Raw genomic sequence first — 25,440 nt, 5'->3', positions numbered from 1 at the left:
GCCACAGGCGGTCGAGTCAGATTTGGGGGGCGATCCTAACCCACTGGCAGGCACGGCAATACGCCTTGAACCAGGGTCTTTTGTATCGAAGTTAGAAGGCTAAGGCAGAAGCGAAAAACGCTGTAGGAAGGGCGTTTCAAGCGCCCCCGAGACGAATCCCGGGGGCGTCTGAATCAGGCTGGCTGAGCCTGGGATGACAGCGGCTTGAGCGGCAGCAACGGCGCATGCGGGTCGGCCTTGACCGATTCGCGCCAGGCGCCAAGCCATTCGGCATGCCCCTCGCTCCAGACTTGCTCATGCAGGCGCCCCAGGGCCACCGGGTCGCTGAGCAAGGCCACGCGCTCGTTGTTGTTCAGGCCCGCGGGGCCGACTTTCAGGGCATGTCGCACGCGATCGGCGCGCAGCCACTCAATCGGCTCCGCATGGCCATGGCGGGAGGTCGCCAGGGCACAGGCCAGGGCGTTCTGCTGCGGATCGACCACTGCCCGGATAAAACCGTCATTCAGTGCATGCCAACGGTTTTCGTGGGTGTAGCGGTCGGTCGACAGCAGCGCCTGCGGCGGATTGTATTCCTCGGGGATCAAGAACAGGCTTTCGTCGCGCGACTTGAGGCCCAGCTTGACCCGGCTGGAGATCACCGAGACCGGGATCGACAACATCAGCGAACCGACAATCGGCACCAGCCACCACAGGAAGCTTGGATTCAACCACACCACCAGCAGCGCCCAGAAGAAGCCCAGCAAGGTCTGCGGGCCGTGGCGCTTGACTGCCTCGCTCCATGGCGTGGAGTCATCGTCACGTTGCGGCGAGTTCCAGGTCGCAGCCCAGCCGAGGAACGCGGCGAGCACGAAGCGGGTGTGGAAAATCATCCGTACCGGCGCCAGCAGCATGGAGAACAACATCTCCAGCAGCATCGACAAGGTCACCTTGAACTTGCCACCGAACTCTTTCGCGCCCTTGGCCCAGATCAGGATGATGCTCAGCAATTTAGGCAGGAACAGCAGCACGATGGTGGTGGAGAACAGGGCCACCGCCTTGTCCGGATGCCATTGCGGCCACAGCGGGTACAACTGGCGCGGCGCCATGAAGTACTGCGGCTCCATCAGGGTGTTGACCGCCAGCAGGGCCGTGGACAGCACCAGGAACAGGAACCACAACGGCGCCGACAGGTACGACATCACGCCAGTGAGGAACACCGCACGGTGTACCGGGTGCATGCCCTTGACCAGGAACAGGCGGAAGTTCATCAGGTTACCGTGGCACCAGCGACGGTCACGCTTGAGCTCGTCCAGCAGGTTGGGCGGCAGTTCTTCGTAGCTGCCCGGCAAGTCGTAGGCAATCCACACGCCCCAGCCGGCACGGCGCATCAGCGCAGCTTCAACGAAGTCGTGGGAAAGAATCGAGCCGGCAAACGCACCTTTACCCGGTAATGGCGCCAGGGCGCAGTGCTCGATAAACGGCTTCATGCGGATGATCGCGTTGTGGCCCCAGTAGTGGGATTCGCCCAACTGCCAGAAGTGCAGGCCCGCGGTGAACAGCGGGCCGTAGACGCGGGTGGCGAACTGCTGCATGCGCGCATACAGGGTGTCCATGCCCGAGGCACGTGGCGCGGTCTGGATGATCCCGGCGTCCGGCGTGGCTTCCATCAGGCGCACCAGGCTGGTCAGGCATTCGCCGCTCATCACGCTGTCGGCGTCGAGGACCACCATGTACTTGTAGTCACCGCCCCAGCGACGGCAGAAGTCGTCAAGGTTGCCGCTCTTGCGTTTGACGCGACGACGACGGCGGCGATAGAAAATCTTGCCAAAGCCACCGGCCTCGCGGCAGACGTCGAGCCAGGCTTGCTGTTCGGCAATGCAGATGTCGGCGTCGTTACTGTCGCTGAGCACAAAGAAGTCGAAACGATCCAGATCGCCAGTGGCAGCGACCGACTCGAAGGTCGCGCGCAGGCCGGCAAACACCCGGGGCACGTCTTCGTTGCAGATCGGCATGACCAGCGCGGTACGGGCCTCTTTCGGGATTGGCTCGTCGCCGGCGCTTTTCCCGGAGATCCGGTACTTGTCGTGACCGGTAAGCAACTCAAGGAAACCCATCAGCGCAGTCCAGAAACCCGCCGAAACCCAGCAGAACAGGATGCCGAACATGATCAGGATGCTGGTTTGCAGGGCGTAGGGCAGGACCTGGGTGGCAGTTTGCAGCAGGGTCTGGTTACGCACCTCGTCAAAGTCGACGAAGGACCAGCCCTGGTACGGCATGATGCCTTTCATGTACCAGCCGGCCACGATCGTCTGGCCGAGCATCAGCACCAGCAGGATATAGCGGCGGATCGAACCCACGGTGCGCCAGCGCGCAGCCGGCAGCACGCGCTCGTCTTTGGGCGGCGCAGGCGGGTTGCTACGGCCGGTCAGCCGGCGCCAGCCACGCACCAGGATATTGGTGCGCCAAGGCTCGGGCACCACTTTGGTACGCCGGATCGGCGGCGTGGCCTTGAGGCAAACCCGACCGCTGGCGTCGAGCACCAGCATTTCGGCTTCCTCTAGCTCCTCGGCCGTGTTGAGGGTGAGCCTTCGGCCAACCGAGGCCTGCGCCGCGTCCACCGGGGCGTCAAAGGTCGACGACGACAGGCGCTCGTGCAGTTCGGAGAAGGACTTGCAGCCCGCCAGTTCGGCGCGCTGCTCGTCGGTCATCGGAAGATGCGCCAGGTACTCGGCAAGAGTCTCTGGCTGGACTTGGGAGTTACTCATCGGCAGGCAACTGATTGCTCCAGGTTTCGGTCAGGACTTGTTCTGTCTTGACTGGCTCCGGGGTGGCTGGGGCAGCTTCTGGCTGCTTGTCTTGCTTGTCCTTGGCGTCTTTCTTGGCGTGTTTCTCGTGTTGCTTGGCCAGGACTTTGTCAGCCTTCAGGACTTGGGTGGAAACCTGCTCTGGCTCAGGCTTGACGATGTCCTGGACCAGGGCCGCACGCATTTCGGTCGGTTTGCCTGCATCCTTGATCTTCAAGCGCAGGGTCAGGCGCCAGCCTTTGGTGTGCGGGTTGTAGCGCACGCTGTTTTCCACGACTTCGCCGTTTTCACCGACGCTGACCTGGCTGCGCACTGCCGCATCTGGCTTCAGGGCCTTGAGGGACGGGCCCTCGAAGTCCACCAGATAGGCCACGCTGCCGTCTGGCTGGCGGATCAGGTTGGACTGTTTCACATCACCAGTAGAACGCAGGGTCTGCTTGACCCAGGCACTGTCCGGCGAGTGGAACGGTGCATCGTTGAGAGTCCAGTGCAGGCGGTAGGCGATATCCAGCGGCTCGCCGGGCTTGGGCAGTTCGGCCGGGCTCCAGAAGGCAACGATGTTGTCGTTGGTCTCATCGGCGGTCGGGATCTCTACCAAATCGACGGAGCCCTTGCCCCAGTCGCCTTCAGGCTCGATCCAGGCGCTTGGGCGCTTGTCGTAGTTGTCGTCGAGGTCTTCGTACTGGCTGAAGTTGCGACCACGCTGCAACAGGCCGAACCCACGCGGGTTTTCTACCGAGAAGTTGCTGACCGACAGGTGTTTTGGGTTGTTCAGCGGGCGCCAGATCCACTCGCCGTTGCCGGCATGGATCGACAGACCGCTGGAGTCGTGCAGTTCGCGACGGTAGTTGAGCACTTTGGACGGCTGGTTGGCGCCGAACAGGAACATGCTGGTCAACGGGGCAACGCCCAGCTTGCTGACCTTGTCGCGCAGGAACATCTGCGACTTGACGTCGACAATGGTGTCGGTGCCCGGGCGCAGGATCAGGCGATAGGCGCCAGTGGCCCGTGGCGAGTCCAGCAGGGCAAAGATCACCAGGTGCTTGTCACCCGGTTTTGGACGCTCGATCCAGAACTCGGTGAAACGCGGGAACTCTTCGCCGGACGGCAGCGCGGTATCAATCGCCATGCCACGGGCGGACAGGCCGTAGACCTGATCCTTGCCCACGACGCGGAAATAGCTGGCGCCGAGCATGGTCATGATTTCGTCTTGCTTGTCGTCCTTGTTGATCGGGTACAGCACGCGAAAGCCGGCATAACCCAGCTGGTCGGTGGCTTTTGGATCAAACTTGACGTCGCCGAAATCGAAACGAGTCGGGTCGTACTTGATTTCCTGGACGTCAGTCGCGGTGATTTCGTTGATCTTCACCGGCGTGTCGAAGTGCATGCCCTGGTGATAGAAGGACAGCTTGAACGGGGTTTTCTGATCGGCCCACTCGGCTTTTTCATTGCGGAAACGAATTTTCTGGTAGTCAGCGAACTTCATTTCGCGGAATTCGTTCGGCAGATTGCTGCGCGGGGCTTCGTATTTCTGCCCGGCCAGCTCTTTTGCCTTGGCCGACACATCGTCCAGACTGAATGCCCACAGTTGACCCGCGCCGAACAGGCAAAACAGGGCAGAGCCCGTCACCAGTGCGTTTCGTAACCGTTTGGCAGACAATTTTGGTGCATTACAGGGACTAACAATCACGAGCAACCCTCGCCGAAAACAGATCAAAAAACCAACGGCCAGCTATCTATATGCCAGGTTGGCGAGCATTGTTCCGACTCCGATGGGGCTAAATGATTCCCCACGGGCGAGCGGACAAGTCTCTACCTAAGTCAAAAATGGATCAATTTACGCTGATCCCCGTAGCGCGCGATTATCTAGTAGCCGGTGAGATAACGCAGCAGGGGCAGCGAAGTATTTGTAGCGAAAACTTGCGTTTTTGCGCATTAAAAGTCGTTTTTCATACAATCAGGTCTGTAAAAGGAAGGTGACCGGCCCGTCATTGACCAAATGCACCTGCATATCCGCGCCAAAACGCCCCGACGCCACAGTGCCATGCAATTGTTGCGCTTGTAGCAACAAGTGCTCGAAAAGTGCCTCGCCCAGCGCCGGAGGCGCCGCTGTGGAGAAGCTGGGCCGCAGGCCGCTCTTGGTATCGGCCGCCAGCGTGAACTGCGACACCAGCAGCAAACCGCCGCCAACGTCCTTCAACGACAGGTTCATCTTGCCCTCGTCGTCACTGAACACCCGATAGTTAAGCAGCTTATGCAACAGCTTGTCGGCACTGGCCGCTGTATCTGAAGGCTCGACGGCCACCAGTACCAGCAAACCCTGGTCTATCGCGCCCACCACTTGCCCTGCCACTTCGACCCGGGCGCCACGCACCCGCTGCAAAAGGCCCTTCATGCTTCTTCAGGGGGCAGATCAAGCAGACGCCGTGCCATCTGGCTCGCGGCACGCACCAATGCATCGGTGATGCCCGGCTCGGACGCTGCGTGGCCCGCCTCGCGGATCACCTGCAGCTCGCTGTTGGGCCAGGCTTGGTGCAGCTCCCAGGCATTATCCAGCGGGCAGATCATATCGTAGCGGCCATGGACGATGATGCCCGGCAGATGGGCGATCTTGTGCATGTCGCGAATCAGCTGGTTGGGCTCCAGGAACGAGTTGTTGGTGAAGTAGTGGCACTCGATACGCGCAATCGACAAGGCGCGCTGAGGCTCGGAGAAGCGTTCGATCAACTGCGGGCTGGGGCACAGGCCCAGCATGCGGCCTTCCCAGGTGGACCAGGCCTTGGCGGCATGCATCTGGGCGATCTGGTCGTTGCCGGTGAGGCGCTTGTGATAAGCGCTGATCATGTCGTCGCGTTCTTCCAGCGGGATGGGCGCGATGTAGTCCTGCCAGTAATCCGGGAACAGGCGGCTCGCGCCGGCCTGGTAGAACCACTGGATATCCTGGGGGCGGGCCAGGAAGATGCCGCGCACGATCAGGCCATGCACGCGCTCGGGATGGGTTTGCGCATAGGCCAGGGCCAGGGTCGAGCCCCAGGAGCCGCCGAACAGCACCCACTTTTCGATGCCCAAGTGCTCGCGAATGCGCTCAAGGTCAGCGACCAGATCCCAGGTGGTGTTGTTTTCCAGGTTGGCCCGTGGCGTGGAGCGCCCGCAACCACGCTGGTCAAAGGTGACGATGCGGTACAGGTTGGGATCGAAATAGCAGCGGCTGTTGGCATCACAACCGGCGCCGGGGCCACCGTGGATGAACACCACGGGCAAACCTTGCGGGGAACCACTTTCGTCGACATACAGCGTGTGGGTTTCATCGACGGCCAGATCGTGCCGGGCGTAGGGTTTGATCTGCGGGTACAAAGTCTGCATTGCGCACTCCGTAAGGGGTCGGTTCCATCCCTGGGGGGACGTCTATTATTTTGCCGTCTGGCATCATAAACCCGAATTGTGCAATGAGCATGTCCTTGAAGGCCTGGACCTGGGTCAGCGATCAGCCAGGAAGGTTCACGCAACCACGTGTGGGAGCGGATTTGCTCGCGATAGCGGCGTATCAGTCGACATATTCGTGAACTGACAGACCGCCGTCGCGGGCAAGCCCGCTCCCACCGTTTGATCTTCGTTGCCTCAGGTGTAGTGCTTCTGGCCCCAGGCCAATAGCCCTTGCAGCAACTGCCTCAACACCACCCGCGTCGGTTCGGCCAGATCCTGCCGATACCTGAACGGCTCAAACTCCTCCATATACGTGCACTGCCCCAACTCCAGCTGCACCGCATGAATATCCTGCGCCGGGTTGCCGTAGTGCCGGGTGATATGCCCGCCCTTGAAGCGCCCGTTCAGCACATGGCTGTACTGCGGATGCGCCGCACAGATGGCTTGCAGCTGGCTGGCCAACTCGGGGTCGCAGGCGGCGCCATTGAAGGTGCCGAGGTTGAAGTCCGGCAACTTGCCGTCGAACAGGTGGGGGATCACCGAGCGGATCGAGTGGGCGTCGAACAGCAACGCGTAGCCAAATTCAGCCTTGAGCCGTGCCAGTTCCTGTTGCAGGGTCTGGTGATAAGGCGTCCAGATCTGCTCCAGGTAGGTCGCCCGCTCCGCCTTCGACGGCTCCTTGCCTTCGATAAACAACGGCACGCCATCAAACAGCGTCGCGGGAAACAGGCCGGTGGTCGCGCCGACATACAACGGCTTATCGTCAGACGGCCGGTTCAGGTCGATGACAAACCGCGAATACTCGGCCGCCAGGGTGCTGGCCCCCAGTTCCTGGGCAAAGTCGTACAGCGTGGGGATATGCCAGTCGGTATCCGGCAGGCTTTGCGCCTCGGGGATCAGGCCCGCTGCAACCGCAGGCGTCAGATGCAGGCCGGCATGGGGCATGCTGATCAGCAGCGGCACACGGCCTTGTTTGAAGTTCAGAACCTTATCCACAGCAGTACTCCTTACTCACAAAGGCAGCCTTACACATCGACGTCGACGCCATGGCGCACGACGCGTTTATCCAGCTCGCCGCCCAGCCAGTAGGCCAGGTCGGCGGGGCGATCGATCTGCCAGGCGACAAAATCCGCGACCTTGCCCACTTCCAGCGAGCCGTGGGTGTCGCCCATGCCCAGTGCCGTGGCGGCATGTCGGGTGGCGCCGGCCAGGGCTTCTTCCGGGGTCATACGAAACAGGGTGCAGGCCATGTTCAGCATCAGCCGCACGGACAAGGCCGGCGAGGTGCCGGGGTTGAGGTCGCTGGCGATGGCGATCTTCACCCCGTGCTTGCGCAAGGCATCCATCGGCGGCAACTGGGTTTCGCGCAAAAAGTAGAACGCCCCCGGCAGCAACACGGCGACGGTGCCGGCAGCGGCCATGGCGATGGCGTCTTCTTCGGTCATGAACTCCAGGTGGTCCGCCGACAGCGCCTGATACCGCGCCGCCAGGCTGGAGCCGTGCAGCGACGACAGTTGCTCGGCATGCAGTTTTACCGGCAAGCCCAAGCGCTGCGCGACTTTGAACACGCGCTCTACCTGCTCGGTGGAAAACGCCAGGTATTCACAGAACGCATCCACCGCATCCACCAACCCTTCTGCCGCCAGGGCCGGCAGCATCTCGTTGCAGATGTGCTCGATGTAGTCGTCGGCGCGATCCTTGTACTCCGGCGGCAACGCATGGGCCGCCAGGCACGTGGCGCGTACGCTGACCGGCAACTCCTGCCCCAGGCGCCGGGCCACCCGCAGCATCTTGCGTTCGTTGGCCAGGTCCAGGCCGTAGCCGGACTTGATCTCTACCGTGGTCACGCCGTCACGCAGCAAACTGCGCAGGCGCTTGCGGCTGCTGTCGAACAGCTCGTCTTCGCTCGCTGCGCGAGTGGCGCGCACGGTGCTGGCGATACCGCCGCCGGCCACCGCGATCTCGGCGTAGCTCACGCCTTGCAGGCGCTGCTCGAATTCGCCGCTGCGGTTGCCGCCAAATACCGTGTGGGTATGGCAGTCGATCAGCCCCGGCGTGACCCACGCCCCTTGCAAGTCATGGGTCTGCCCGTAGTCGCCAGGCGGCAGCTCGGCACGGGGGCCGATCCACTCGATCAGCGAACCGGCCGTGACCATGGCGCCATCCTCGATGATCGAGTACTCGCCCCGGGCCATGGTTGCGATGTGGCAGTGTTGCCAAAGCGTTTTCATCAACGCCTCCCTAAGTTATCGGTGAGACAAAGCCGGGTCGTAATTGACCTTGGCCGCTTGCCCGGCTGCGGGCTTGACCCACAGCAGGTAGGCGAGGACCAGCAACACGATCCATACGGCGCCTACCAGCAGCGCGGCCTGGGTGTCCGGGAAGTAGCCCAGCACGCCAAAAATAAACAGCATGAACACAATGGCCGCCGCCGGCGCATAGGGCCAGAACGGTACCGGGAATTTCAGTTCGGCGATCTGCTCCCGGGTCATCGAGCGGCGCATTGCCACCTGCGTGACCAGGATCATCAGCCATACCCACACGGTAGCGAAGGTGGCAATCGAGGCAATCACCAGGAACACGTTTTCCGGGATCAGGTAGTTCAACACCACACCGCCCAGCAGCGCCGCGCCCATCACCACCACGGTCATCCATGGCACACCGTGGCGCGACAGTTGCGCAAAGCCCTTGGGCGCCTGCCCTTGCTGGGCCAGGCCGTACATCATGCGGCCGGCGCCGAAGATGTCACTGTTGATGGCCGAGACGGCCGCCGAGATCACCACGATATTGAGGATGGTCGCCGCCGAGCCAATCCCCAGGTTGCTGAAGATCTGCACGAATGGGCTGCCCTGGCTGCCGATCTGCGGCCATGGGTAGATGGCCATCAGCACAAACAGGGTCAGCACGTAGAACAGCAGGATGCGCAGCGGCACCGCGTTGATCGCCTTGGGGATCACCCGCTGCGGGTCCTTGGCTTCACCGGCGGTGATGCCGATGATTTCGATGCCGCCAAAGGCAAACATCACCACCGCAAACGAGGCGATCAGCCCGCCCACGCCATTGGGCATGAAGCCACCATGGGCCCAGAGGTTGCTCAACCCGGTGGCCGGGGCTTCGCCGGCCGAATGCACGCCGAACAGCATGATGCCGAACCCGCCGAGGATCATTGCGACAATCGCGCCGACCTTGAGCAGTGACAGCCAGAACTCCATTTCGCCAAATACCTTGACGTTGCACAGGTTCAGCCCGCCGATCAGCAGGACGATGCCGAGCACCCAGACCCAGCGTGCGACTTCGGGAAACCAGAAGCCCATGTAGATGCCAAAGGCGGTGACGTCTGCCAGGCAGACGATGATCATCTCGAAGGCGTAGGTCCAGCCGAGAATAAAACCGGCCATCGGGCCCAGGTAAGTGCTGGCGTATTGGCCGAACGAACCGGACACCGGATTGTGCACGGCCATTTCTCCGAGGGCGCGCATCACCATGAACACGGCAGCGCCACCGATCAGGTAGGCCAGCAACACCGCCGGGCCAGCCATCTGGATGGCCGAGGCGGAGCCGTAGAACAGCCCGGTGCCGATCGCCGACCCCAGTGCCATGAAGCGAATATGGCGGGCGGTCAGCCCGCGTTTGAGACCTTGTGCTTGCTGGTGCATTTCTCGTCCCTAATTATTGTTATCCAGAGAGAATCCGAACCTATGGGCGATCACCTGTGGGAGCTGTCGAGCCTTGGCGAGACAGCTCCCACACGGGATCGGGGTGGTGCTTAGAGACTTGGCAGCAGCTTGGCCGGCACCAATTCGTTCAGGCAGCGGCTGGCCAACAGCTCGCTGGCAGCGTTGATGTCCGGGGCGAAGAAGCGGTCCTTGTCGTAGAAGCCCACTTTGGCGCGCAGGATCCCACGGGCCTTTTCCAGCTTGGGTGAGGTTTTCAGGCCATCGCGCAGGTCCAGGCCCTGGCAGGCGGCCAGCCATTCCACTGCGAGAACCCCACGGGTGTTTTCGGCCATTTCCCACAGGCGCTTGCCGGCAGCCGGCGCCATCGACACGTGGTCCTCCTGGTTGGCCGACGTCGGCAGGCTGTCGACGCTATGGGGATGGGACAACGCCTTGTTCTCGCTGGCCAACGCCGCCGCCGTCACCTGGGCGATCATGAAGCCGGAGTTGACCCCGCCATTGCCCACCAGGAACGGCGGCAATTGCGACATGTGCTTGTCCATCATCAGCGAGATGCGGCGCTCGCTCAGGGAGCCGATTTCAGCGATGGCCAGGGCCATGTTGTCGGCGGCCATCGCCACCGGTTCGGCGTGGAAGTTACCGCCGGAAATCACATCGCCTTCGGCGGCGAACACCAGCGGGTTATCGGATACGGCGTTGGCTTCGACCACCAACACCTCTGCCGCCTGGCGGAACTGGGTCAGGCAGGCGCCCATGACTTGCGGCTGGCAACGCAGGGAGTACGGGTCTTGCACCTTGTCGCAGTTCTGGTGGGACTGGGACACCTGGCTGCTGTCGCCGAGCAGGTCGCGATAAGCGGCGGCCGAGTCAATCTGCCCACGCTGGCCACGGGCCGCATGAATGCGCGCGTCGAACGGCGAGCGCGAGCCCAGCACCGCTTCCACGGTCAGGCCGCCACAGGCGATAGCAGCGGCGAACAGATCTTCGCCTTCAAACAAACCGCGCAAGGCGTAAGCGGTGGAGACCTGGGTGCCGTTGAGCAGCGCCAGGCCTTCCTTGGCGGCCAGGGTCAGGGGCACAAGGCCGGCGACTTTCAGCGCTTCGGTCGCCTCCAGCCACTCGCCTTTGTAACGGGCCTTGCCTTCGCCCAGCAGCACCAGGGACATATGGGCCAGCGGCGCCAAGTCTCCGGAAGCACCGACCGAGCCCTTGAGCGGGATATGCGGGTAGACCTCGGCGTTGATCAGGGCGATCAGCGCATCGATTACCTGGCGGCGAATCCCGGAAAAACCCCGGCTCAGGCTGTTGACCTTGAGCACCATCACCAAACGCACCAGCGCATCGCTGATCGGCTCGCCAACGCCGGCCGCGTGGGACAACACCAGGGAACGCTGGAGGTTTTCCAGGTCTTCGCTGGCGATACGGGTCGAGGCCAGCAGGCCGAAACCGGTGTTGATGCCGTAGGCGGTGCGGTTCTCGGCGAGAATCTGCTCGACACAGGCCACACTGGCTTCGATCTGCGCCGAGGCGCTGTCATCCAGGCTGAGGGTTACCGGCTGCTGGTAGATGGCCCGCAGTTGGGCAAGGGTCAGTTGGCCTGGAATCAGATTTAGCGCAGTCACATTCATGCTCCTTTTGAAATAGGGTTCAGTGCAAATTCGGTAAAACGTGGTTCAGCAAATCAGGGGTGTTGAGCAGCTTTGCGGTGGTCGCGATATCCGGTGCCAACCAGCGGTCCTGCTCATAGGCCGGGACGTGCTCGCGCAGCAGGCGCCAAGCCACGTGGGTGCCGGCGCCGAAGCCTTGGTGCTTGAGGAACTCAAAGGCCTGGGCCGCCAGCAGGTATTCGATGGCGAGGATCTGGGTGACGTTTGCCAGCACCGAATGCAGCTTGAGCGCAGCGTTGGTGCCCATGCTCAGGTGGTCTTCCTGCAGGCCCGAGGTGACGAAATTGTCGAGCACCGCCGGCTGCGCCAGTTGACGATTCTGCCCACAGAGGGAAGCGGCGACGTACTGCACGATCATCATCCCCGAGTTGACCCCCGGGTTGCTCACCAGGAACGCCGGCAAACCGCTGACGTGAGGGTTGATCAGGCGGTCCAGGCGGCGCTCGGCGATGGAACCGATTTCCGCCATGGCGATGGCCAGCATATCCGCCGCCAGTGCCACGGACTGCCCGTGGGGGTTGGCCTGGGACACCACGCGGTAGTTGTCTGGCGTGCCGAGCAGTAACGGGTTGTCGGTGGCGCCGTTGAGTTCGGTTTCAATCTGGCGGGTGGCGTGCTCCAGTTGATCGCGGGCGGCGCCGTGGACCTGGGGGATCGAACGGATGCTCAGCGCGTCCTGGGTACGAATGCCCCGGCTGGCGGCAATCACCTCGCTGCCCGCGAGCAAAGCCCGCAGGTTGCTGCCGACCTGCTGCATGCCAGGGTGTGGCTTGAGGGCAATGATCTGCTCGTCGAACGCATCGATCTGCCCGCGCTGCGCTTCAAAGCTCATGGCACCGATCACATCGGCCCATTGCAGCAAATGGTGGGCATCGGCCAGGGCCAGGCAGCTCAGGCCACTCATGCACGGCGTGCCATTGACCAGGCACAGGCCGTCCTTGGCGCCGAGCACCACCGGCTGCAGGCCTTCGGCGGCCAAGGCGGCCTGGGCGGTAACGATCTGGCCGCGATAGCTGACATTTCCCACACCCAGCAAGGCAATGCCGATATGGGCCATGTGGGTCAGGTAGCCCACCGAACCCTGGGACGGCACCTGCGGGGTAATGCCATGGTTGAGCAGCGCCAGCAGCGAATGCACCACCTGCGGATGCAGGCCGGACTTGCCCTGGCTGTAGTTGAGGATGGCGGCGCAGATGATGGCGCGAGTCTGCTCATCGGTAAGCGGTGCACCGACACCGCAGGCGTGGCTGAGCAAGGTATTGCGCGACAGCTGGCTCAGTTGCTCGCCCTTGAGCGACACATTGCACAACGCGCCCAGGCCGGTGTTGACACCATAGGCGCGCTCGCCGCCGGTGACGATGCGCTGCACGATGGACTGGGCATTGTCGATGCGCGCCCAGGCCTGGCCCGACAGCGCAAGCTCGGCGCCGAAGCGCGCGACAGCGACCACGTCCTGCCAGTGCAGGGGGGTGTCGGCGATGACGATTTTTTTAGCCTGGGACATCTTCATACCTTCTGGAATTTTTTGCGGCCTTGCCGGCCTCATCGCGGGCAAGCCCGCTCCCACATTTTGATTTGTGAATGCATTCAAATGTGGGAGCTGGCTTGCCTGCGATGAGGCCTGCCAATTCACCACAAGGCTCGGCTCAGACCACCGCCGCCCGCCGCTGAACAAACCGGTCCACGTACTCATCGGCCGGCGAATGCAAGATCTCCCGGGGCGTGCCGACCTGGATCAGCTTGCCGTCCTTGAGGATCGCGATGCGATTGCCGATGCGCACGGCCTCGTCCAGGTCGTGGGTGATAAACACGATGGTCTTGTGCAGGGTCTTTTGCAGTTCCAGCAACTGGTCCTGCATCTCGGCGCGGATCAGCGGGTCGAGGGCACTGAACGCTTCGTCCATCAGGATGATGTCGGTGTCAGCCGCCAGGGCCCGGGCCAGGCCCACCCGTTGGCGCATGCCGCCCGACAACTGGTGCGGGTATTTGTTTTCATACCCCTTCAAACCCACGGTTGCGATCCAGTGCAAGGCACGCTCGGTGCACACTTGCTTGGTTTCGCCGCGCACTTTCAGGCCATAGGCCACGTTGTCCAGCACGCTCTTGTGCGGCAGCAGGCCGAAGCTCTGGAACACCATGCTGATCTTGTGCCGACGGAACTGGCGCAAGGCGTCCATATCCAGTTGCAGAATGTCTTCGCCGTCCACCAGGATCGCGCCGCTGGTGGGGTCGATCAGGCGGTTGAAGTGGCGCACCAGGGTGGACTTACCGGAACCCGACAGGCCCATGATCACAAAGATCTCGCCGGTGCCGATGCTCAGGGACAGGTCATTGACCCCCACCACGCAACCGGTCTGCGCCAGCACCTGGTCCTTGGTCTGGCCCTGGCCAATCAGCGCCAGGGCTTCCTTGTCACGGGCGCCGAAAATCTTGAATACGTTTTTAACTTCGATCTTGCTGACAATAGTCATTTGCTCGCCTCATGCCGTGGACGACCATAGGCCTGGGTAATGCGGTCGATGACCACTGCGAGAATCACAATCGCCAGGCCAGCCTCCAGGCCGCGCCCGACGTTAAGGGTCTGGATGCCCACCAGTACGTCTTCACCCAAACCACGGGCGCCGATCATCGAGGCGATCACCACCATCGACAGGGCCATCATGGTGGTCTGGTTGATCCCGGCCATGATGCTCGGCAGGGCCAGCGGCAGTTGCACGCCAAACAGCTGCTGCCAGCGGTTGGCGCCAAAGGCATTGATGGCTTCCATCACTTCCCGATCCACCTGGCGAATGCCCAGGTCGGTCAGGCGAATCAATGGCGGCGCGGCGTAGATCACCGTGGCGAAAATCGCCGGCACCTTGCCCAGGCCAAACAGCATCAATACCGGGATCAGGTACACGAAGCTGGGCATGGTCTGCATGATATCCAGCAGCGGCATCAGCACCGAGCGCAGGCGATTGCTGCGCGCCGAGAGGATGCCCAGGGGAATGCCGATCAGCACCGAGATCACCGTGGCCACCATCATCAGCGCCAGGGTTTGCATCAGCTTGTCCCACAGGCCGACCGCGCCCACCAGGAACAGCAGGCCGACGATCACCGCCGTGGTCAGCACCTTGCGGGTGGCGTGCCAGGCAACGCCGCCGACTATCGCCAGCATCAGCCACCAGGGCGCCGCGCGCAGCAGGCCTTCCAGGTTGACGATAGCCCACAGCAAGGTGTCGGAAATCTGCCGGAACACATCGCCGTAGTTGGTCACCAACCCATCGACCCAACCGTTGACCCAGTCGGCGATGGAAAACGTAAAACTCTCAGGAAACATAACGTGCTCTCGATCCAGTGGAGTGTGGCCGGTGTCCGGCTGCCTGTTCAGGGTAGCCGGGAGCACTGTGCCTACAAGGCCGCGTCTATTTTCTTGGCTGCGTCTTCACTGACCCAGGCGTGCCAGACCTCCGGGTGCTCCTTGAGGAAAATCTTCGCCAGCTTCGACGAATCAATCCGCTCTTTGCTCATGCGCGCCAGGTTCTGGTTGAGCAGGTCGATCGGCAGGTTGACCTTCTCCAGCACCGCCACCAGTTCCGGGGCCTGCTCGTGGAACGTCTTGGACAGGCCGACCTTGATGGTCACGCTTTTATCCACGCCGGGTTTTTCGTCGAGCTTGACCAGGTCCACCTGGCCCATCAGTGGCGTCGGCGACCAGTAGTAGAACAGGATCGGTTCGCCACGCTTGTAGCTCGACAGCACCGCTGCATCCAGCGCCGGGCCGGTGCCTGGGCGGAAGTTGGTGTAGGAATTTTCCAGGCCGTAGCTCTTGAGCATTTCGCTGTTGTCCAGCTCGCAGGTCCAGCCGGCCGGGCAGTTGTAGAAACGGCCTTTGGCGGGCTCTTCCTGGTCCTTGAACACTGCGGAATACTTGGCCAGGTCGGCGATGCTTTTCAGGTCCGGGGCCTTGGCTTCGAGCTTGCGCTTGGCGTCGCCTTCGATCACGTAGCGCGGCACGTACCAGCCTTCAACCGCGCCGACCACGGGCGCACCGACACCCACGACCTTGCCGGCCTTCTCGGCCTTTTTCCACACTTCACTGCGGCCAACCCACTCTTCGGCGAAGATCTGGATATCGTTACTGCCCAGGGCGTTTTCCATGGTGATGGAATTGCCCGGCAGGCTATCGGTTTTACAGTCGTAGCCTTTTTCCAGGACCACTTGCAGGACGTCAGTCAGCAACATGCCGCTTTCCCAGTTCAGGCCGGCGAACTTCACCGGCTTGCCCGACTCGCACCAGCCGGCCGCCTGGGTGGCGCCAGCGCTGGCCAGCAGGCCGGCGGCGAGCAATGGGGTCAGCAGGGTCTTATGCATTCTCATTATGTGACGCTCCCAATCATGAAATGGATTACGGCAGTCAAAAGGCATCCTGCCTTGTCCACGTCCCATCAGGCTTGTGCACTCAGCCCGTTGTTTTTAGGGGTAACTTGGGGTGCAGCGCCCTGCTCTACCGGCAGGATCAGCCGCTCAGGAATCGCACCGTGCCATTTTTTCGCACACAGGTAATACAGGGCGGCGGGCAGTACCAGGCCGATGATCCAGGAAATATCCACACCCCCCAGGCTGGCCACCAGGGGACCGGTGTAGAACTTGGTGGCGATGAACGGCAACTGCACCAGCACCCCGAACACATAGACGCTGATCCCCAGCGGGTTCCAGCGGCCGTAGCGACCATTTGGATCGGCCAGCGCCGGCACGTCATAGCGATCGCGGGTGATGCAGTAGTAGTCCACCAGGTTGATCGCGCTCCAGGGCGTAAAGAACGCCAGCAAAAACAGGATGAAGGACTTGAACGCACTGAGGAACGAGTGCTGCCCGAGCAACGCGATCAGAGTCGCCGCACCGACGATGGCCAGCACGAAAACCAGGCGCTGCATGCGCGACACCTCCATGCGCCCGCGAAAACCGCTGACGATGGTCGCAATGCACATGAAGCTGCCGTAGGAGTTCAGCGTGGAAATGGTGACTTTGCCGAACGCGATGCTGAAATACAGCAGTGCCGCCGTAGCCCCCGTGCCGCCCAGGCCCACGATGTAGGCCACTTCGTTACCGGCAAATTTGCCGTTGGACATCGCAGCGGCAAACACACCGAGGATCATCGCCACCTGTGCGCCAATGACCGAGCCGGCGCCTGCGGCCAGGAAGGTTTTCACCGAGGACGTGTTGCGCGGCAGGTAGCGGGAATAGTCCGCCACATAGGGCCCGAAGGCGATCTGCCAGGAGGCCGCGAGCGATACCGCGAGTAGGAAGCTGCTCCAGCTGAAGTGACGGATTTGCAGGAGTGCGCCAACGTCGGTCTGGCTCATCAGGCGGCTGAACAGGTACACAAAGGCAATCACGCCAATGACGCTGGCGACACGGCCGATGAAATGGATCACCCGGTAACCGAGCACCGTGACCAGCACGATGACACTGGCGAAAATCAGAATGCCAACACTGTCGCTGACCCCAAACAACTGGCCCAGCGCCTGGCCGGACAGCACGGTCCCGGTGGCGGTGAAACCGAGGTACATCAAGCACACCAGCACAATCGGGATGGCTGCGCCATACACACCGAACTGCACCCGGCTGGAAATCATCTGCGGCAGGCCAAGCCTGGGCCCTTGCGCCGCATGCAACGCCATCACGCCGCCGCCCAGCAGTTGACCGACCAACAGACCGATCAACGACCAGAACACATCCCCGCCCAGCACCACGGCCAGGGCCCCGGTGACAATCGCGGTGATTTGCAGGTTGGCACCCATCCACAGGGTGAACTGGCTCAATAGACGACCGTGTCTTTCCGCTTCCGGGATGTAGTCGATCGAACGCCTTTCGATCAACGGGGTGGAGCTTGCACGCGCGTCTTTTGCAGCCATGGGTATTCAACCTCTAATGGATTGTTTTCGGTGGTGCGGCTCAAACATGTTTCAAATACACAGCAGGTCAAATGTGGGAGCTGGCTTGTCTGCGATTGCATCACTGTGATCTGCCTGACAGACCCAGTCGCCCGCATCGCAGGCAAGCCAGCTCCCACAGGAACCGAGCCAGGCGTTACTTGATCATTGGCAGGTTCAGGCCCTGCTCCTTGGCGCAATCGATAGCGATCTGGTAACCCGCATCGGCATGACGCATCACCCCGGTGGCCGGGTCGTTATGCAGCACGCGGGCAATGCGCTCGGCGGCTTCGTCGGTACCGTCGCAGACGATGACCATGCCGGAGTGCTGGGAGAAGCCCATGCCCACGCCACCGCCGTGGTGCAGCGAAACCCAGGTCGCACCGCTGGCGGTGTTGAGCAGGGCGTTGAGCAGTGGCCAGTCGGACACGGCGTCGGAACCGTCCTGCATGGATTCGGTTTCGCGGTTGGGGCTTGATACCGAGCCGGAGTCCAGGTGGTCACGGCCGATCACCACCGGTGCCGACAACTCGCCGCTGCGCACCATTTCGTTGAATGCCAGGCCGAGCTTGGCGCGCTGGCCCAGGCCAACCCAGCAGATGCGCGCCGGCAGGCCCTGGAAGCTGATGCGCTCGCGCGCCATGTCCAGCCAGTTGTGCAGGTGGGCATCGTCGGCGATCAGTTCTTTGACTTTGGCGTCGGTTTTGTAGATGTCCTGCGGGTCGCCCGACAGTGCCGCCCAGCGGAACGGGCCGATGCCACGGCAGAACAGCGGGCGGATGTAGGCCGGTACAAAGCCTGGGAAGTCGAATGCGTTTTCCACGCCTTCTTCCTGCGCCATCTGACGGATGTTGTTGCCGTAGTCGAAGGTCGGTACGCCCATTTTCTGGAAGTCCAGCATCGCCTTGACGTGTACGGCCATCGACTGCTTGGCGGCCTTGATCACGGCGGCCGGTTCGGTCTTGGCGCGGGCGCGGTATTGGTCCCAGGTCCAACCGGCGGGCAGGTAGCCATTGAGTGGGTCGTGGGCGCTGGTCTGGTCAGTGACCATGTCCGGGCGCACGCCGCGCTTGACCAGTTCCGGGAGGATTTCGGCAGCGTTGCCCAGCAGGGCGATGGAGATGGCCTTGCCTTCCTTGGTGTACTTGGCGATGCGCGCCAGGGCGTCGTCGAGGTCGCGGGCTTGTTCGTCGACATAACGGCTGTTCAAGCGGAAATCGATACTGACCTGCTGGCATTCAATGTTCAGCGAGCACGCGCCGGCCAGGGTCGCGGCCAGAGGCTGGGCGCCGCCCATGCCGCCGAGGCCGGCAGTGAGCACCCAACGGCCCTTGAGGTTTGAATCGTAATGCTGGCGACCGGCCTCGACGAAGGTTTCGTAGGTGCCCTGAACGATGCCCTGGCTGCCGATGTAGATCCAGCTGCCGGCGGTCATCTGGCCGTACATGGCCAGGCCCTTGGCATCCAGTTCGTTGAAATGCTCCCAACTGGCCCAGTGCGGCACCAGGTTGGAGTTGGCGATCAACACACGCGGGGCATTGCTGTGGGTCTTGAACACGCCGACCGGCTTGCCCGATTGCACCAGCAGGGTTTCGTCGTCGTTCAGGTTGGTCAGGCTTTCGACGATCTGGTCGTAGCACTCCCAGTTACGCGCCGCACGGCCGATACCGCCGTACACCACCAACTCTTTGGGGTTCTCGGCCACTTGCGGGTCGAGGTTGTTCATCAGCATGCGCAGCGGCGCTTCAGTCAGCCAGCTTTTGGCGGTGAGCGTGTTGCCACGGGCGGCGCGGATTTCAACGTCGCGGTACTTGGTAGGCTTGTTCTGGGAAAAGTCAGTCACAAAAAACTCCTCAGCAATCGATGCGCGAACACGATGGTGCGAAGAGGATGTTTAGCGACTCTTATGCACACACCTTTACTTGTACATACAAGCATATGCAATCGAGCGGCCAACTTGATGAGGGAGAGCTTAAGATTTTTTTGTGGTGGGCGTGCAGGCCTCGGAAATCAAGGCTTCGAGGCTTGATGAAATTTCTTAAAGCACTGGTTTGGACAGTTGGGGAGTTGTTACAAAAGCAGGGTATTGCGCCATGCTGGGGCATTCGGTAACAACTTGGTGCAGGACTGGAAACAGATTGTGCAGCCTATACATAACCCATGTGGGAGCTGGCTTACCTGCGATAGCCATTTGTCTGACACACCGCAATCGCAGGCAAGCCAGCTCCCACATGTTTAATCGCGTGCGGTCAGTTCGATCAGGCAGCAGCGGCCTGTCACGCTGATATCCAGCAAGCCACTGTTACCGTCCACCTGCAAACAATCATGATGGCCCAGCACTTCGCCCAGCACCTTCACCTCATCGGCCACACTGAACACCAGCACGGTGTGCGCGGTACTGAAAAACTGCTGCACCCCGTCCACCCATTGCAAACGTGCGTGGTAACGCTGGGGCGAATAGATCAGGTTGAAGTCGCGAATCGGCCCGGTGATCAGGCGGCACGCCACCTGGCTTTCACCTTTGAAGGCAAACGGTTGCAGAGGCAGCAGGCCGCGCTGCTCTTCGCCGTCCACCGTCAGCACCATGCCGGCACCCTGGATCACGGTGATGATCCGCTGATACCCGGCAAACGTGGAAAAACCACCCGACTCGCCGATGTCGGCAATTGACAGGCGCCAGCCAAAACCATCGAGGCCCAAGCCTGCATCACGGGTGATTTCTTCGGTGCTGCCACCGCCGTTTTTCCACGGCATGCGTACGTAATCGGCGGCGCGCCAGACCTTGACTGCACTCATTTGCTGAAACGTCCTTCGAGGCTATGCCGGGAACCTGGGTGGATCAGCCGCGCAGCGGTCACCGGCTGGCGCCCGGACCAGGTGCGCCGGCGAATCAGCAGGCACGGCTCGCCGGCCTCGATCTGCAGCAGCTTGCATTCCTGCGGGTCGGCCAGGATCGCTTCCACCACATGCTCACCCTCGGTCAGCGGCGCCACCTGGTTGAGATAGGCGTAGGGGGTTTGCTGGGTGAAATCCTGTTGCAGGTACTGGGGGGCGACCAGGGCGTTGACGAAACGGTCTTCGATTTGCACCGGGATATCGTTTTCGTAGTGCACGATCAGCGAGTGGAACACCCGCCCGCCTTCACGCATTTCCAGGGCCACGGCGCGCTCGGAACCAGCAGCCTCCTCGCCCAGGGTAATCACCTTGCAGGTGTGGCGATGGCCGCGGGAGGCGATCTCATCGGCGATGTTATGCACCTCGAACAGCGCCGACTGGCTCTTGGGCTCAGCAACGAAGGTGCCGACGCCTTGCATGCGCACCAGCAAGCCTTCGGCGGTCAGCTCCCGCAGGGCGCGGTTGATGGTCATGCGGCTAAAGCCCAACTGGTTGACCAACTCGCTTTCCGACGGCACACGATAGTGCGGCGGCCAGTTGCCGTTGAGAATCTGCTGGCTGATCATCTGCTTGACGCGGGCATACAAGGGCGCCGGACTTTCGTCCATGTGGGCAGCCAGCGGGGACTTGGCGGGCGGAGTCGGCACGGGGAATCCTTGCAGGAGGAAAAGATGCATAGATTGCCGGAGTTTACCGAGCAGGCAAACGTCTGTATATGTATATACAAATAAACACACGACCGGGGTGCCTTGATCATGTCCGCTTTCTTTGCCGAACGCGCGCTGCTGCCTAATGGATGGGCCACTGATGTACGCCTTGAAGTCAGCGCCGATGGCCTGCTGACTAACGTGACGGCCAATGCCAGCGCAGACGGCGCCGAACGGCTGAGAGGCCCAGTGTTGCCGGGCATGCCGAACCTGCACTCCCATGCGTTTCAACGGGCCATGGCGGGGCTGGCGGAAGTCGCCGGCAACCCCAATGACAGCTTCTGGACCTGGCGCGACCTGATGTACCGCATGGTCGGCCAGATCAGCCCCGAGCAATTGCAGGTCATCGCGCGCCAGCTGTATATCGAGATGCTCAAGGCCGGCTACACCTCGGTCGCCGAGTTCCACTATGTGCACCACGATATCAGCGGCCAGCCCTACAGCGACCCCACCGAACTGTCGCGCCAGATCAGCCTGGCCGCGGCCAGCAGCGGGATCGGCCTGACCTTGCTGCCAGTGCTCTACAGCCACTCGGGCTTTGGCGGCCAGGCGCCGAACGACGGCCAACGCCGCTTTATCAACAGCACCGATAACTATCTGGAGCTGCAAGCGCGCCTGCAACCGATCCTGGCGGCACAACCGGCCCAGCAACTGGGCCTGTGTTTCCACTCATTGCGCGCGGTAACGCCGCAACAGATCAGCGCAGTGCTGGCCGCCAGCGACCAGGCCTGCCCGGTGCACATCCACATCGCCGAGCAGCAAAAGGAAGTCGATGACTGCCTGGCCTGGAGCGGCAAGCGCCCGCTGCAATGGCTGTATGACAATGTGCACGTCGACCAGCGCTGGTGCCTGGTGCACGCCACCCACGCCAACCCCGACGAAGTGACATTGATGGCCAACAGCCGGGCGATCGCCGGGTTGTGCCTGACCACCGAGGCCAACCTGGGCGACGGGATCTTCCCGGCGGTGGACTTCCTGGCCCAGGGTGGGCGCATGGGGATTGGGTCGGACAGCCATGTGTCCTTGAGCGTGGTCGAAGAACTGCGCTGGCTGGAATACGGCCAGCGCCTGCGCGACCAGCGGCGCAACCGGCTGTATCGCAGCGATCAACCGATGGTCGGCCGCACCCTGTATGACGCAGCCCTGGACGGCGGCGCGCAGGCGCTGGGGCAACCGATTGGCCGCCTGGAAGTCGGCAAGCGTGCGGACTGGCTGGTGCTCGATGGCAATGATCCGTACCTGGCGACGGCCCATGAGGATGGCATTCTTAATCGCTGGTTGTTTGCCGGAGGGGATCGGCAGGTGCGCGATGTGCTGGTCAACGGCCAGTGGGTGGTGCGCGATGGGCATCATGCGGGCGAGGAAGAGAGCAGCCGGGCCTTCACGCAAGTCCTCAGAGACCTACTGTCTTAAGAACAACACATAACCCCTGTGGGAGCGGGCTTGCCCGCGATAGCCGTGTGTCAGTCGAAATCGTCATCGACTGGCCCGCCGCCATCGCAGGCAAGCCAGCTCCCACATTGGGTAGTGTGATGCCCTTCTGGTTTTGCAAAAAACCAGCAAAAAAAAGAGCGGGCTTTATGGCATGCCCGCCCTTCTTTGCTCGACCTTGTTTCGGGTTACTGCGAGGTCTTGGCCATCTGTTTGTCCGACGTACGCCAGATCAACCGTGTGGTGTCGTAACCCTGCTGGCGCGCCCGGCTCAGCAGGTCTTCACGGGTGTCGGCGCTGACGGTCGGCGTGCGTGACAGCAGCCACATATAACGCCGGCTCGGGCTGCCGACGATGGCGGTCTTGTAGTCATCGCTGACATACAACACCCAGTAATCGCCCTTGGCCACGCCCGGTAGCAACGCGGTGAACCAGTTATTGAATTCGACCCACAGCTTGTCGGTCTTGCCCGGTACCTGCGGCGTGGCCGTGCCCTTGGCTTCTTCCCACTTCCACTCGGTGGTCAGGCAACGGTTGAACACTGACATGTCGCCATCGGGCAACAGGGAGTAGCGGGCCTCGGATTGCGCGCAGTTGCGCTGGAAATACATGGGCAAGCGGGCCAGTTCGTACCAGGTGCCCTGGTAACGCTTGAGGTTGACGCTGCCGACAGTCTTGGGTTGCAGATCATCGCCAGAATGGCTGGCGCAGCCTGCCAAAAACAGGCTGGCGCAAAGGTATAAAACGAAACGCATCATTCTTCTTCTCCCGCAGGCTTGCGCCCCGGTTTACTTCAGGCCTTGCCCGGAAAACATCAGAACTTTGTCACCGGCGTACTGCACGCTGATAAAGCTGTTTTTATCGCCCCAGGTGCAACTGGACATGCCCAGTGCGCCAGAACAATCGGTGGGCTTGCCCAGCAACGACTCCACTTCAGCCTTGGCCATGCCAGCCGAGAGCTTCTGGTAATTTTCCTGGGTGACCTTGCTGCAAGCGGCCAACAGCACGCAAAAGCACAAGAGGGCGAGACGGCGTAACGACATGGTAGAGCTCCTGGAGGGACACGCAGCAGTGGGGGTCTGCCAGAAGCTTAGAAGGGAAAAGGGGGGTCTGGTTCCCGGAGGGGGGTGGTATTTCTTTTTTCTGCGAGGTGGCCTTTTTCGACAAATTTTCAGAGGAGTAAAGCGCCGCCTTTCGTCGATCACGATGAGACTTCAGCCCCCTGATGACTGAATAAAGACTAAAATCAGTCCCAATTTCGAGCAGAGGGGTCATGTCATGAAATTCTCATCTCAGATAAAGCCGATCAGTTACCTCAAAAGCCATACCGCAGAGATCGTCAAAAACCTCACAGAAAGCCGTGAGCCGCTGGTCATCACCCAAAACGGTGAGGCCAAGCTAGTCGTAATGGATGTGAAGAGCTTTGAAGAACAAGCAGAAACCATGGCGCTGTTGAAGCTTTTAGCACTGGGCAACCGACAGATTGAGCTGGGCCAGTTTGAGGATATGGAGGACGTGTTCGCTGAACTGGATCAGGACGAAGCTCAATGACTTATCGAGTTGTTATTCTTCAATCTGCAAAAAAAGATCTGAAAGAAATCAAGTCCTACCTTACACGACAGTTCTCTACATCAACCTGGCAACAGACCTACGAGTCGCTTAAACAGGCTTTACGTCGCCTGGAAACCCAACCGTTTACAGGCTCGATGCCGGAAGAAATCGAGCAGTTGAACCTGACCCAGTACCGCCAGATTATCAGCGGAATGAACCGGATCATCTACGAAATCCGCGGCCAGGTCCTCTACATCCACATCATTGCCGACACTCGCAAGAATTTGCAGGCACTGCTGTTCAAAAATCTGACCCAATAAAAAGCCCCGAAACACTGAAAGCATTTCGGGGCTTCTTTAGCGCAAGACCTTAGGCCTTGTGGTAACCGGTCACACGCGCCACTTCTTCCTTGGACCCCAGGAACACCGCCACACGCTGGTGCAGGCCTTCAGGCTGGATGTCGAGGATGCGCTGGTGGCCGTCAGTCGAGGCACCGCCCGCCTGCTCAACCAGGAACGACATCGGGTTGGCTTCGTACATCAGGCGCAGTTTGCCCGGCTTGGACGGCTCACGGCTGTCGCGTGGGTACATGAACAGACCGCCACGGGTCAGGATGCGGTGTACGTCGGCAACCATCGCGGCCACCCAGCGCATGTTGAAGTTTTTCTTCAGCGGGCCTTCTTCGCCTTCCATCAGCTCGTTGACGTAGCGCTTGACCGGTTCTTCCCAGTGGCGCTGGTTGGACATGTTGATCGCAAATTCCTGGGTCGAGGCAGGAATGGAGATGTCTTCGTGGGTCAGCACAAAGCTGCCCATTTCGCGGTCCAGGGTAAAGCCCTTGACGCCATCACCCAGGGTCAGCACCAGCATGGTCTGCGGGCCGTAGATCGCATAGCCGGCAGCAACCTGTTCGGTGCCTGGCTGCAGGAAGGCCTTTTCGTTCAGCGCTTCGTTCTGGCTCAGGTATTCGTTAGGGCAACGCAGCACCGAGAAGATGGTGCCGACTGGCGCGTTGATGTCGATGTTCGACGAGCCGTCCAGTGGGTCGAATACCAGCAGGTACGCGCCTTTAGGGTATTTGCCCGGGATCTGGTAGGCATTGTCCATTTCTTCGGACGCCATGCCGGCCAGGTGACCGCCCCATTCGTTGGCTTCGAGCAGGATTTCGTTGGAAATCACGTCGAGTTTCTTCTGCACTTCGCCTTGCACGTTTTCAGTGCCCATGCTGCCCAGGACGCCGCCCAGCGCGCCCTTGGACACGGCGTGGCTGATTTCCTTGCAAGCACGCGCCACCACTTCGATCAGGAAGCGCAGATCGGCAGGGGTGTTGTTGCTGCGGGTCTGCTCAATCAAATAGCGACTCAGGGTAACGCGGGACATGGACGGCTCCG

Annotated in this window: 21 protein-coding genes and 1 pseudogene; 3 read left to right on the top strand and 19 right to left on the bottom strand. The window is 61.4% G+C overall.

Annotated elements, in window-relative coordinates:
* Window positions 1-99: 99 nt before the first annotated feature.
* The 16 genes and pseudogenes from mdoH to hutC form a co-directional block, all read right to left on the bottom strand.
* Window positions 100-2,744, bottom strand: a pseudogene (mdoH, locus tag HBO05_RS09935) (glucans biosynthesis glucosyltransferase MdoH).
* Window positions 2,737-4,473, bottom strand: coding sequence for a glucan biosynthesis protein G (locus HBO05_RS09930; RefSeq protein WP_346266507.1), 1,737 nt, complete (start codon window positions 4,471-4,473; stop codon window positions 2,737-2,739). The pseudogene mdoH and the gene HBO05_RS09930 overlap by 8 nt, the downstream one beginning before the upstream one ends.
* A gap of 267 nt (window positions 4,474-4,740) precedes the next feature.
* Window positions 4,741-5,178: a D-aminoacyl-tRNA deacylase gene (gene dtd / locus HBO05_RS09925; protein ID WP_172312502.1), complete on the bottom strand. Its 438-nt coding sequence runs from the start codon at window positions 5,176-5,178 to the stop codon at window positions 4,741-4,743.
* On the bottom strand, window positions 5,175-6,146 hold the full coding sequence (pip, locus tag HBO05_RS09920) for a prolyl aminopeptidase (protein WP_169955669.1): 972 nt from the start codon (window positions 6,144-6,146) through the stop codon (window positions 5,175-5,177). The genes dtd and pip overlap by 4 nt, the downstream gene beginning before the upstream one ends.
* A gap of 255 nt (window positions 6,147-6,401) precedes the next feature.
* Window positions 6,402-7,202, bottom strand: coding sequence for an N-formylglutamate deformylase (gene hutG / locus HBO05_RS09915; protein WP_172312500.1), 801 nt, complete (start codon window positions 7,200-7,202; stop codon window positions 6,402-6,404).
* 29 nt (window positions 7,203-7,231) lie between these two features.
* The gene (gene hutI / locus HBO05_RS09910; protein WP_172312498.1) at window positions 7,232-8,437 is read right to left on the bottom strand and encodes an imidazolonepropionase; all 1,206 of its coding nucleotides are present in this window, start codon (window positions 8,435-8,437) and stop codon (window positions 7,232-7,234) included.
* Between the two features lie 15 nt (window positions 8,438-8,452).
* Complete coding sequence (locus HBO05_RS09905; RefSeq protein ID WP_169955666.1) at window positions 8,453-9,862, bottom strand: amino acid permease; 1,410 nt, start codon at window positions 9,860-9,862, stop codon at window positions 8,453-8,455.
* Window positions 9,863-9,972: 110 nt separating this feature from the next.
* Window positions 9,973-11,511 (bottom strand): histidine ammonia-lyase, encoded by a 1,539-nt coding sequence (gene hutH / locus HBO05_RS09900; RefSeq protein ID WP_169955665.1) that lies wholly within the window; start codon window positions 11,509-11,511, stop codon window positions 9,973-9,975.
* Window positions 11,512-11,530: 19 nt separating this feature from the next.
* Window positions 11,531-13,054 carry a histidine ammonia-lyase gene (gene hutH, locus HBO05_RS09895; protein WP_169955664.1) on the bottom strand — a complete coding sequence of 508 codons (1,524 nt, stop codon included), beginning with the start codon at window positions 13,052-13,054 and terminating at the stop codon, window positions 11,531-11,533.
* A gap of 142 nt (window positions 13,055-13,196) precedes the next feature.
* Complete coding sequence (locus HBO05_RS09890; protein ID WP_169955663.1) at window positions 13,197-14,021, bottom strand: glycine betaine/L-proline ABC transporter ATP-binding protein; 825 nt, start codon at window positions 14,019-14,021, stop codon at window positions 13,197-13,199.
* Entirely contained in the window at window positions 14,018-14,869 is an 852-nt protein-coding gene (locus HBO05_RS09885) for a proline/glycine betaine ABC transporter permease (protein WP_076961686.1), read from the bottom strand. Before HBO05_RS09885 ends, HBO05_RS09890 begins: the two co-directional genes overlap by 4 nt.
* A gap of 71 nt (window positions 14,870-14,940) precedes the next feature.
* Window positions 14,941-15,909 (bottom strand): ABC transporter substrate-binding protein, encoded by a 969-nt coding sequence (locus HBO05_RS09880; RefSeq protein WP_169955662.1) that lies wholly within the window; start codon window positions 15,907-15,909, stop codon window positions 14,941-14,943.
* A 68-nt stretch (window positions 15,910-15,977) separates the two neighbouring features.
* Window positions 15,978-17,447 carry a cytosine permease gene (locus HBO05_RS09875; protein WP_169955661.1) on the bottom strand — a complete coding sequence of 490 codons (1,470 nt, stop codon included), beginning with the start codon at window positions 17,445-17,447 and terminating at the stop codon, window positions 15,978-15,980.
* Between the two features lie 175 nt (window positions 17,448-17,622).
* A complete protein-coding gene (hutU, locus tag HBO05_RS09870) occupies window positions 17,623-19,308 on the bottom strand; it encodes a urocanate hydratase (protein ID WP_170058144.1) in 1,686 nt (561 codons plus the stop codon).
* A 392-nt stretch (window positions 19,309-19,700) separates the two neighbouring features.
* On the bottom strand, window positions 19,701-20,261 hold the full coding sequence (locus tag HBO05_RS09865) for a HutD family protein (protein ID WP_170058145.1): 561 nt from the start codon (window positions 20,259-20,261) through the stop codon (window positions 19,701-19,703).
* Entirely contained in the window at window positions 20,258-21,037 is a 780-nt protein-coding gene (gene hutC / locus HBO05_RS09860; protein WP_169955658.1) for a histidine utilization repressor, read from the bottom strand. The genes HBO05_RS09865 and hutC overlap by 4 nt, the downstream gene beginning before the upstream one ends.
* Window positions 21,038-21,115: 78 nt before the next feature.
* Here hutC and HBO05_RS09855 point away from each other — a divergent pair, with 78 nt between their 5' ends.
* A complete protein-coding gene (locus HBO05_RS09855; RefSeq protein WP_170042370.1) occupies window positions 21,116-22,480 on the top strand; it encodes a formimidoylglutamate deiminase in 1,365 nt (454 codons plus the stop codon).
* Between the two features lie 206 nt (window positions 22,481-22,686).
* Here HBO05_RS09855 and HBO05_RS09850 read toward each other — a convergent pair whose 3' ends face one another.
* The gene (locus HBO05_RS09850; RefSeq protein ID WP_032862264.1) at window positions 22,687-23,256 is read right to left on the bottom strand and encodes a lipocalin family protein; all 570 of its coding nucleotides are present in this window, start codon (window positions 23,254-23,256) and stop codon (window positions 22,687-22,689) included.
* A gap of 30 nt (window positions 23,257-23,286) precedes the next feature.
* A complete protein-coding gene (locus tag HBO05_RS09845) occupies window positions 23,287-23,541 on the bottom strand; it encodes a lipoprotein (protein ID WP_038445326.1) in 255 nt (84 codons plus the stop codon).
* Between the two features lie 235 nt (window positions 23,542-23,776).
* On the opposite strand from HBO05_RS09845, the gene HBO05_RS09840 reads away from it, so the two are divergent.
* Window positions 23,777-24,049, top strand: a complete 273-nt coding sequence (locus HBO05_RS09840) for a type II toxin-antitoxin system Phd/YefM family antitoxin (protein ID WP_169955656.1) — start codon at window positions 23,777-23,779, stop codon at window positions 24,047-24,049.
* Window positions 24,046-24,369: a type II toxin-antitoxin system RelE/ParE family toxin gene (locus HBO05_RS09835; RefSeq protein ID WP_169955655.1), complete on the top strand. Its 324-nt coding sequence runs from the start codon at window positions 24,046-24,048 to the stop codon at window positions 24,367-24,369. The genes HBO05_RS09840 and HBO05_RS09835 overlap by 4 nt, the downstream gene beginning before the upstream one ends.
* Before the next feature lie 49 nt (window positions 24,370-24,418).
* On the opposite strand, the gene HBO05_RS09830 is transcribed toward HBO05_RS09835, so the two are convergent.
* Complete coding sequence (locus tag HBO05_RS09830; protein WP_057437154.1) at window positions 24,419-25,429, bottom strand: class 1 fructose-bisphosphatase; 1,011 nt, start codon at window positions 25,427-25,429, stop codon at window positions 24,419-24,421.
* Window positions 25,430-25,440 lie beyond the last annotated feature (11 nt).

The organism is Pseudomonas sp. WS 5079 (assembly GCF_012985465.1).
In the GTDB taxonomy this organism is placed as follows: domain Bacteria; phylum Pseudomonadota; class Gammaproteobacteria; order Pseudomonadales; family Pseudomonadaceae; genus Aquipseudomonas.
The sequence above is the reverse complement of the archived record's forward strand: the minus strand, read 5'-3'. Positions and strand labels throughout refer to the sequence as shown.

Coding starts and splice junctions, on each gene's coding strand:
- hutI (WP_172312498.1), bottom strand. CDS start 8,437: ATGAAAACGCTTTGGCAACACTGCCACATCGCAACCATGGCCCGGGGC.
- hutH (WP_169955665.1), bottom strand. CDS start 11,511: ATGAATGTGACTGCGCTAAATCTGATTCCAGGCCAACTGACCCTTGCC.
- HBO05_RS09850 (WP_032862264.1), bottom strand. CDS start 23,256: ATGATGCGTTTCGTTTTATACCTTTGCGCCAGCCTGTTTTTGGCAGGC.
- HBO05_RS09865 (WP_170058145.1), bottom strand. CDS start 20,261: ATGAGTGCAGTCAAGGTCTGGCGCGCCGCCGATTACGTACGCATGCCG.
- HBO05_RS09885 (WP_076961686.1), bottom strand. CDS start 14,869: ATGTTTCCTGAGAGTTTTACGTTTTCCATCGCCGACTGGGTCAACGGT.
- HBO05_RS09890 (WP_169955663.1), bottom strand. CDS start 14,021: ATGACTATTGTCAGCAAGATCGAAGTTAAAAACGTATTCAAGATTTTC.
- HBO05_RS09840 (WP_169955656.1), top strand. CDS start 23,777: ATGAAATTCTCATCTCAGATAAAGCCGATCAGTTACCTCAAAAGCCAT.
- HBO05_RS09830 (WP_057437154.1), bottom strand. CDS start 25,429: ATGTCCCGCGTTACCCTGAGTCGCTATTTGATTGAGCAGACCCGCAGC.
- hutH (WP_169955664.1), bottom strand. CDS start 13,054: ATGTCCCAGGCTAAAAAAATCGTCATCGCCGACACCCCCCTGCACTGG.
- HBO05_RS09855 (WP_170042370.1), top strand. CDS start 21,116: ATGTCCGCTTTCTTTGCCGAACGCGCGCTGCTGCCTAATGGATGGGCC.
- pip (WP_169955669.1), bottom strand. CDS start 6,146: ATGCAGACTTTGTACCCGCAGATCAAACCCTACGCCCGGCACGATCTG.
- HBO05_RS09875 (WP_169955661.1), bottom strand. CDS start 17,447: ATGGCTGCAAAAGACGCGCGTGCAAGCTCCACCCCGTTGATCGAAAGG.
- HBO05_RS09835 (WP_169955655.1), top strand. CDS start 24,046: ATGACTTATCGAGTTGTTATTCTTCAATCTGCAAAAAAAGATCTGAAA.
- dtd (WP_172312502.1), bottom strand. CDS start 5,178: ATGAAGGGCCTTTTGCAGCGGGTGCGTGGCGCCCGGGTCGAAGTGGCA.
- HBO05_RS09845 (WP_038445326.1), bottom strand. CDS start 23,541: ATGTCGTTACGCCGTCTCGCCCTCTTGTGCTTTTGCGTGCTGTTGGCC.
- hutC (WP_169955658.1), bottom strand. CDS start 21,037: ATGCATCTTTTCCTCCTGCAAGGATTCCCCGTGCCGACTCCGCCCGCC.
- HBO05_RS09880 (WP_169955662.1), bottom strand. CDS start 15,909: ATGAGAATGCATAAGACCCTGCTGACCCCATTGCTCGCCGCCGGCCTG.
- HBO05_RS09905 (WP_169955666.1), bottom strand. CDS start 9,862: ATGCACCAGCAAGCACAAGGTCTCAAACGCGGGCTGACCGCCCGCCAT.